Below are 8,055 nucleotides of genomic sequence, written 5' to 3'. Positions count from 1 at the left end.
GGAAGTCATCTCACTTATCTTGCTCTGATGTCAAGTACGTTTTTTACACCGCTGATTATTCTTGTCTTGTTTAATTTGTCAAGCTATTTTTATACTAAATTAGATGAGCTTACCCTGACCCCAGATCTAGAGCAGCAGGAAGCCAAGCAAAAGCAAAAGCTGAGTACCTCAAGGAAAATGCTCAGCGGAACATTGAGCAAAAGGGCGTTGAAAGCCCAGGGCAATATGTTGAAAATTATCGCCAAGGTACACCCCTGCCTGAAAGAGTGAAGAATCTTGGTGAAGATATCGGCAGTTCAGCTAAAGAGTTGACTGAAGGTGTAACCAAGGGAACTCAGCGAGGAATTGAAAATATCAAGGGAAATACTCAGGATGCTGCTAGAGATGTGACAAAAGGCACGCAGCGATCTGCTGAGGATGCAAAAATCAATGTTCAGCGCACTGCTGAAGATGCAGCAAATGCAGTGAATAGAACATTCGACAGATAGGTTAACTGAAGTAGTTAATAGTCAATGGTCAATAGTCAATAGTTAAAAGATTAGTGAACTAATGACTATAAAAAATAGACTATTGACTATTTTTTATTTTGTAAATACCAATTGTGTAGTGCTAGCCGCTGAATTTCACGCCAGGGAATATTATGCTTTCGGGCTAATTCTGCACAATCTTCGTATTCTGGCTGGACGTTATTTATAACTCTGTTATTTGCTTGTCCAGTCCATGCTACTTTAACATTTACCATTCCATATTCTGTTTCTATTTGTTGAATTTCTCGCTGTAGAATAGCACGCTGCTGCTGAAAGCGTCGAATACCTAAAGTAGTGGTTTCGCGGAATAAAACAGTTTCACAACTAAGTAAATTTTTTGGATGACAAATCACAGTTAGCAAAATGCCTGGACGGGACTTTTTCATGCCTATGGATTGGGTAAAGACATCCACCGCACCAGCAGCAAATAATGTTTCAAATAGATAACCGAACGCTTGTGGACTTAGGTCATCTATTTGAGTTTCCAGTACCGATATAGTTTCTAAAGTTGGACTGCTTGCGGATGAGTTGTCTGTGAATTCATTAGGCATTGCTTCACCCAGCCACAAGCGTAGGATGTTGGGAATCGGTAAATTCAGAGAACCTGCTCCCAGTCCTATTTGTATAATGCTCATGGGAGGTGGTGAACCAAAATCCTTAGCAAGAGTCGTAGCGATCGCAGCTCCTGTAGGTGTTACTAATTCTCGTTCAATGCCGTTACTATAAACTGGACAGCCGCGCATTTCCCATAACTTCAATACTGCTGGTACTGGTACGGCCATCTGGCCGTGGGCAGCCCGCACTGTTCCCCCACCAGTCGGAAATGCTGAACAATAAAGTTGGGGTAGTCCTTGTTCGTTACTCTCAAGACCTAACCAATCTAACCCCAAACAAGTGCCAACAATATCCACAATCGCATCCACTGCACCCACTTCATGAAAGTGAACTTTTTCTGGCGCAATGCCATGTACTGCCCCTTCCGCGATCGCTAACTGTCGGAATACTGCTAAACTCCAAGCTTCTGCCCTTGCAGGCAACTCAGCTTTGAGTATCATCTGTTCGATTTCTGGCAAATGGCGATGGTGATGAGTATGTTCATGGTTGTGATGATTGTGTAATAACTCTACATGTACTTTCGTTGCCTGCTGACCATTGCGCTGAACAAGTTCTGCCCATAATTTATACTCATGTTCAATTCCTAAGTTATTAAGTTTTTCTATTAAATACTCTAAGGGAACACCTAAACTTACCAATGCTCCCAAGCACATATCACCGGAAATACCCGTTGGACATTGAAGATAAGCAAGTTTAATCATAATATTTGTTAGTAGTTAGTAGTTAGTAGTTGGTAGTTAGTAGTTAGTAATTGGCAATTGGTCATTATTATTTTCTTTCCCATTACCCATTAGCTCTTCCCCACTAACCACTATCCACTATCTACTATCCACACCAAATCTATGGCAAAAATTTTCTCAGTCCATCCTGATAATCCCCAAATCCGCCGTATAGATGAAATACAAACGGCGCTCTCTAATGGCGCGGTTATGCTTTATCCAACTGATACAGTCTATGCGATTGGTTGTGATATAAATGCTAAGTCGGCGGTAGAACGAGTGCGTAAAATCAAGCAGCTAGCAAATGATAAACCACTGACATTTTTGTGTCCATCGCTTTCCAATGTGGCGACTTATGCTATTGTGAGCGATACTGCCTACCGGATTATGAAGCACCTGATTCCGGGGCCATACACTTTTTTGTTACCTGCTACTAAGTTAGTTCCGCGTCTAGTGCAAAATCCCAAACGAAAAACTACTGGGATTAGAGTTCCCAATCATCAGGTATGCTTGGCGTTGTTGACAGCATTAGGAAACCCAATTATTTCAACTTCGGCACATTTACCACCAGACGAGACAGGTAATGGAACCTTGGGAGTGGAACCAGAACCGATTTTGTCACGAGTAGATTTATTTGACCGTTTAGAAGACTTGGTAGATGTAATTGTAGACACTGGCGAGGAACCAAGCTATGAAGTTTCTACGATTTTGGACTTAACAGCGGAGGAACCAGTAATGATACGGCAAGGTTTAGGTTGGGAAAGAGCAGCAGCATGGGTATAAAAAGCTAACTTCACAAGCTCATTCTTGAGTTTCGGAAATTAGAGATAAAAAAACTCCACTTTTGTAATTGTCATACTGATAAAGCGCAATGCATTTATAACTGGGATAGGGAAAAATCTTGGCATAGTAAGGCTTTTATTTGTTTTAAGTAGATAGTGAATATTCATGCGTCAGCCATTGTTAAGTTGCTTATAGAAAAACCGACACATTACCCGATCTGGAACTCGCAAAAATTTCTTACATTCTTAAATGTGAGCGGTGCTTGCGGCAACTCTTGAAAGATGAAAATCAAGAGATTGCCCTGGCATCTTTTGTTATGTCGTTACGGTGCAATACCACTCCCAAAAATATCATGAAAGCCAAGTTTGTCAATGTACCTTCCCCTAGATCCACTGTTGATCCCCATACCGATGCCTTAAGCAAATTTCTATGTAAAGAACTGCAACCACAGGTGAAAGCTGCACCCAGTTGCGTACAAGCTGTAGCAATGCGCATCGCCAAAGAAGTAGAGCGGATTTGCGATAAGAGCCATCGCATCCAAAATTCCGGGCAAATCAAGTCCTGGCAAGTTTCCCTAGCGCGTCATCGCCTGCAAAAATGTTTGAGTTACTATCAACTTGGTTCTAAACAAGGACGCGTAGAATTACATAGCAGCTTAGGTGCTATGGTTTATCGCCATGTTGCTGTATCAGGAATTGAGTTAGGATTTCAAGCTCGCTACAACTTAATTGAAGATTTTTTACAAGCATTTTATATCGAAGCTATTAAGGCTTTCCGGCGCGAAAATGAATTGCCAGAAGATTACACCCCGCGTACTCATTTGCAACTTGCAGAATACATGGCGTTTACAGAACAGTATGCGAAGCGCCGTATTAATTTACCAGGTGGTGCTAATCAGCAGTTGATTATACTGCGTGCTCAAGGTTTTGCTCGTCGTCTGCCCCAAGAAACCAGTGTAGACTTTGAAATGGCGGTGGAAAATGCTAAGACTGAAGAAGCCGAATCTTACCAGCGTCACTCAGCAGTACAGCAATTGCGATCGCAAATGATATCCCAACCAGGTTTCGATCCGGCTGAAGATAGTGAGCGCGATCGCGTCATCTCGGAACTGGTAAAATATTTTGAATCTCAAGGTCAACACGATTGTGTAGATTACCTGGCCTTAAAACTCCAAGACCTCTCAGCACCAGAAATTGACCAAATTCTCGGTTTAACCAGTCGCCAACGGGATTATCTCCAACAGCGTTTTAAGTACCATGTGGAAAAGTTTGCTCGTACCCACCACTGGCAATTGGTACATCAATGGTTGGGCGTCGGTATAGAACAAAAGTTGGGGTTGTCTTCCCAGCAGTGGGAACGCTTTTTAGGTCAGCTTTCCGAACAGCAACGGCAAATTTTACAACTCAAAGCTGCACAACAGACCGATCAAGCGATCGCCAAGGTTCTCAAATGCACTCCCAAGCAGTTACAAAAGCGTTGGACTCAACTATTGGAACTTGCCTGGGCTATCCGTAATGGTAATACTGAAGTCCAAACAAGCTAAAGCCTATATTAGTTTCATCTTCCATAATCTCATATCAACTAATCTTCCTAGGCTTCATCCATTGACTGTAAATGCTGATTATTAATAGCTTACTTACTCAATATCCAAGCCAATACTTTTTATCTTCCCTATCTTCCCCCGTTTGTGGGGGAAGATAGGGAAGAAGCCAAATCTAGTATTTCTCAAATTTTGCAGTCAAAAGTGGATTTTTATTTATTTAAAAAACCAGTTAATCTAATATAAATTAGCTATAGTCGGGAAAATAGAAAAGGGTAAAGGATGAAGGGCAAAATTATCACTGCTTGTGGCATAATTTAGTACATCCGCAAAATCTACCTGCTGAATTTCAGACGCAGAAAGGGCAAAAAATGATTCACCCCTACAATTGCCTAAATTGCATTACAATTCAAATTAATCGGGCAGTTAACAACAAACGTAAAGTCGAAAACAAAACAATTTAAGATCAAGATGTTTGACGGATTTTGGGATAATGTTTTTCGTTACTTCCGCTACTTTATTACTACCCTGTTAGGCGTGTTGTTAAACGCGTTTGCACCATTGGCACCGTTGCTGAAACGCCCAGTTACGTTGATTGCCCTCTTGGGCTTGTTCGTTGGCGGAATGGTCTTTATTACTCTGACCCTGCGGGCAATGCTGGGTTTGAGTACAATTTAGGGTTCAATCCATACACTAGGGTGTGCCCCCAAGCAACTGCCAACAACTAAGAAAAAATAGCAGAAAGTTTGAAGTCGCCCTCTAGAAATCTACGCACTTGCTGATTAAAAAACAAGTGCCGTGGTATAATCTTATCTTCCTAAACGCTTGAAGTTGAAGGAAGTCAAGATATATGTACTCCAGAACATAAAGATAGATAGTTTTAGAAGGAACAACCTTCTTCAGCACGGCTTAGGTGTTCTTAACGGACTGCGACAATCAAGAAAAGCTTTTTTGGGAAACCAAGCAACCCAGGTACACTAGATTTGGATACTGGGTACTGGAGATAAGGGAAGAATATAACCTAGTCCCTAGCCCCCAGTCCCTAGTACCTCATCCCTCTCAGTCTCAACAACTCCACGGTTAAAAACCGTAACTGTCTTAAAGTAGTACAACCTCTGTAAGGAGGAATGATTTTTATGGCTACAAATCGCCGCGTTTCCCGCGTTGCTGAATTGATTAAACGGGAAGTTAGCCAAATGTTGCTCAATGGCATCAAGGATGACCGTGTAGGCACAGGAATGGTAAGCGTTACTGATGTTGATGTTTCTGGCGATTTGCAACACGCCAAAATTTATGTGTCAATTTATGGCACAGAAGAAGCCAAAGCAGAAACAATGGCAGGCTTAAAGTCAGCGACGGGTTATGTCCGTAGCGAACTAGGTGCGCGGGTGCGTCTACGTCGCACACCAGAGGTCGTATTTATTGAAGACCGTTCTATAGAACGCGGTAGTAAGGTGCTATCGCTACTGGATCGAATTAAACAAGAGCGTAAGCCAGAGGATTTCCTATAGGATGAATACGACAGCAAAGAGGAAAATGGCTAATTTGCTAGATTCAGTAACTTAAACAACAATTTCTTCTCAGAAATTGGCCACTCATTTGACAGACGCGATGTGAGCGCCTCTGTTTAAATGTGCCTAATATCTTCTTGGTTGATATTTGATGGCAGCCCTGTCAAGATGGGTAAAAACCAACCCAAATCTCAGCAAACAAGCCTATTTTCTTCTTTGTGTCTTGGTGTCTTGGTGTTTCACAAATGATTTTTCACCACAAAGACACCAAGACACCAAGAAAAACTCATTTCAAGACTTACGCCTTGATAGGGCTGGTATTTGATAGTTACTAGAGCAAAGCGTATCCTGCGTAAAATTGTCCTGTAAGCAAGACAGAAAACAGAGGGTATGCTGATATTTTTTATACATTAATGCAAGAATGCATTTATTGGGTAATCATGAGAAAAACTTATGAATCAAACAAAAATTAACAATCAATGGAAAACTAGTTTACATAACTTAATGCTAAGTTAGATACGGCTATGAAGTTATCTATTTAGACACAAAATATCATCAATTATACTGTAAATAAAGATGAGATATACGACTCAAATCTGTCATTTTCAAACTCTCAACACTATTTATCTAGAGGTACATCTGCATTACCTAAAATTCCCGATCCTATATTGCTACAATCGTTTCTCCGAGAATATTTATTTCACAACAGTGTTATACTTCAGCAAATGCTGAAAGTTTATTTAAGAAATTATTAACAAAGAAAGTTCTATAAGCTTGAGTAGTGTATTGTTGCCTTTATGACTTGCAGCAGTTTATACCCATGCTTCCACCACATTTTCTTTGAGTGTTTTCCTATAGATAGATGCAAAAGTTCGATAGTAATTTACGTGCATTTTTGATCGTGTAAATCATTTCTCTGCTGAAATCTAGGAAATACCAAGGTTTGAGACCAGACCAAGAGAAGTTACACGACAATCTAGTCTTCTTGTTTGAAGGTCTAAAGACAAAATATCAGATTTTGTTGACAAACTTAACATTTATTTACATAATTTGAGGATGTGTAGCGTCAAAATGAAAATAGTTCCGTATACCAAATTACAAAATCCCGGCTATAGACCTACTCGTTGCTATGTTGGTTCCTAATCTGTTTTGGGAACACTACTTACGTGTAAAATTGTGAGTAAAGACCATGAGTGTGAATACGGTGCCTTCTATCAGCTACTACTCTTTGGACGTGATTCAAGACGAAGCGCGGCGACTAGTACAAAAGGGAGTGGTTAGCAGACAGCAACCAATATATACTCTCTGTCAATATATACCAGCACGAGAGTGGGTATGTGTTGAATGTGAATTGGAAAAGTGTGACTTTTTGTTGCGCGATCGCATTGGTGATTTGATTGGTCGAGAAGAATGGGAAAACGACTAATGAATTGACGATTTTAGATTTTAGATTGGGAGTATATATTTTTTGGATGTATGGATTGAACAGTAAAAAATTCAACGCCCAATCTTCAACAACGATCTCTGCTTTTCATAAATCTTTCCCGATCTGAAATCTCGAACCATGCATCTACCCTTAATACAGAAATACAAACTCTGTTTTCTGCTGTTCTTCGGGTTAACGCGCACATTTTAGCCTCTTATCTGTCTTTTTTTAAGAGCGGTTGTTGCACAGGGGCTAAAACTCTTTAACTAAGGTTTTTGGCTATGCCGGAGTAGTTTAATTTTGGTAACTACTCCGGTAATTTTTTGGTATGGTTAGTTGTTTGTTGTTTGTTGTTTGGAATCAGTTACCGAAACCTACCAATCAACCACCAACCAACTACTGGTTCATGTCATTAGTTCTGAGGGGTTTGTAGTGAGTGCTGTCTTCGCTCAATTTCAAGGTGCTCAAGCCCTGACTACAAACTGTTACAACTTATCAAAATTAATGACATAGACCACTACCAACAACCAACTACCAACAACCAACCACCAACAACCTACATTATCCTACTTGCTCTAAATACAGATTGACATCTTCTATCACACGAGTGAGTTCAGCTTCTGTAGTCAAGCGAATATTAACGTCACGGACAGTAAGCAGAATTTTTGCTGCAAAGGGGGTAGGCCAGATATTAGGATTGCAAAAAATCTCTAAAAATACTTCCCCGGTGTAACGATATTCCGTAGGACGTTGGGGACTGGCTTTACCAGCGCTAGGAGTAGTTTTAGCAGCGACAGCCTTGAGGCTACTCATCAATTGATCCAGCGCTACTTTTAATTCCTGTGCTGCTTGGGGTGAAAAGCTAAAGGAGACAGAACCCTCAACCAGGTTTAGTGTCAGGTTATTTGCGGACATGAGCTATTTGTTAGAACAT

General features: G+C 40.7%; 9 protein-coding genes. 7 read left to right on the top strand and 2 right to left on the bottom strand.

Going from position 1 to position 8,055, the window contains the following annotated elements:
- On the top strand, window positions 1-270 hold a 270-nt coding region (locus HXY43_RS26980; protein ID WP_367161494.1), incomplete at its 5' end, for a hypothetical protein.
- On the top strand, window positions 267-488 hold the full coding sequence (locus HXY43_RS26975; protein WP_367161493.1) for a hypothetical protein: 222 nt from the start codon (window positions 267-269) through the stop codon (window positions 486-488). The genes HXY43_RS26980 and HXY43_RS26975, both read left to right, overlap by 4 nt.
- 86 nt (window positions 489-574) lie before the next feature.
- Here the strand turns inward: HXY43_RS26975 and larC are convergent, their stop codons facing one another.
- On the bottom strand, window positions 575-1,843 hold the full coding sequence (larC, locus tag HXY43_RS20855) for a nickel pincer cofactor biosynthesis protein LarC (RefSeq protein ID WP_290887116.1): 1,269 nt from the start codon (window positions 1,841-1,843) through the stop codon (window positions 575-577).
- Window positions 1,844-1,984: 141 nt separating this feature from the next.
- Between larC and HXY43_RS20850 the strand changes: the two genes are divergently transcribed.
- From HXY43_RS20850 to HXY43_RS20830, 5 genes are all read left to right on the top strand, one after another.
- Window positions 1,985-2,644, top strand: a complete 660-nt coding sequence (locus HXY43_RS20850) for an L-threonylcarbamoyladenylate synthase (protein ID WP_290887113.1) — start codon at window positions 1,985-1,987, stop codon at window positions 2,642-2,644.
- A gap of 352 nt (window positions 2,645-2,996) precedes the next feature.
- Window positions 2,997-4,187, top strand: a complete 1,191-nt coding sequence (locus HXY43_RS20845; protein WP_290887110.1) for a HetZ-related protein — start codon at window positions 2,997-2,999, stop codon at window positions 4,185-4,187.
- A gap of 468 nt (window positions 4,188-4,655) precedes the next feature.
- Complete coding sequence (locus tag HXY43_RS20840) at window positions 4,656-4,862, top strand: DUF751 family protein (protein WP_026734564.1); 207 nt, start codon at window positions 4,656-4,658, stop codon at window positions 4,860-4,862.
- Window positions 4,863-5,320: 458 nt separating this feature from the next.
- Window positions 5,321-5,695, top strand: coding sequence for a 30S ribosome-binding factor RbfA (gene rbfA / locus HXY43_RS20835; protein ID WP_290887106.1), 375 nt, complete (start codon window positions 5,321-5,323; stop codon window positions 5,693-5,695).
- A 1,189-nt stretch (window positions 5,696-6,884) separates the two neighbouring features.
- Window positions 6,885-7,121, top strand: coding sequence for a DUF4327 family protein (locus HXY43_RS20830; RefSeq protein ID WP_290887103.1), 237 nt, complete (start codon window positions 6,885-6,887; stop codon window positions 7,119-7,121).
- 561 nt (window positions 7,122-7,682) lie between these two features.
- Here the strand turns inward: HXY43_RS20830 and HXY43_RS20825 are convergent.
- Window positions 7,683-8,036: a hypothetical protein gene (locus HXY43_RS20825; protein ID WP_290887100.1), complete on the bottom strand. Its 354-nt coding sequence runs from the start codon at window positions 8,034-8,036 to the stop codon at window positions 7,683-7,685.
- Window positions 8,037-8,055 lie beyond the last annotated feature (19 nt).

Source organism: Fischerella sp., from assembly GCF_013388695.1.
In the GTDB taxonomy this organism is placed as follows: domain Bacteria; phylum Cyanobacteriota; class Cyanobacteriia; order Cyanobacteriales; family Nostocaceae; genus PCC9605.
The sequence above is the reverse complement of the archived record's forward strand: the minus strand, read 5'-3'. Positions and strand labels throughout refer to the sequence as shown.

Coding starts and splice junctions, on each gene's coding strand:
- larC (WP_290887116.1), bottom strand. CDS start 1,843: ATGATTAAACTTGCTTATCTTCAATGTCCAACGGGTATTTCCGGTGAT.
- HXY43_RS20840 (WP_026734564.1), top strand. CDS start 4,656: ATGTTTGACGGATTTTGGGATAATGTTTTTCGTTACTTCCGCTACTTT.
- rbfA (WP_290887106.1), top strand. CDS start 5,321: ATGGCTACAAATCGCCGCGTTTCCCGCGTTGCTGAATTGATTAAACGG.
- HXY43_RS20830 (WP_290887103.1), top strand. CDS start 6,885: ATGAGTGTGAATACGGTGCCTTCTATCAGCTACTACTCTTTGGACGTG.
- HXY43_RS20825 (WP_290887100.1), bottom strand. CDS start 8,036: ATGTCCGCAAATAACCTGACACTAAACCTGGTTGAGGGTTCTGTCTCC.
- HXY43_RS20850 (WP_290887113.1), top strand. CDS start 1,985: ATGGCAAAAATTTTCTCAGTCCATCCTGATAATCCCCAAATCCGCCGT.
- HXY43_RS20845 (WP_290887110.1), top strand. CDS start 2,997: ATGAAAGCCAAGTTTGTCAATGTACCTTCCCCTAGATCCACTGTTGAT.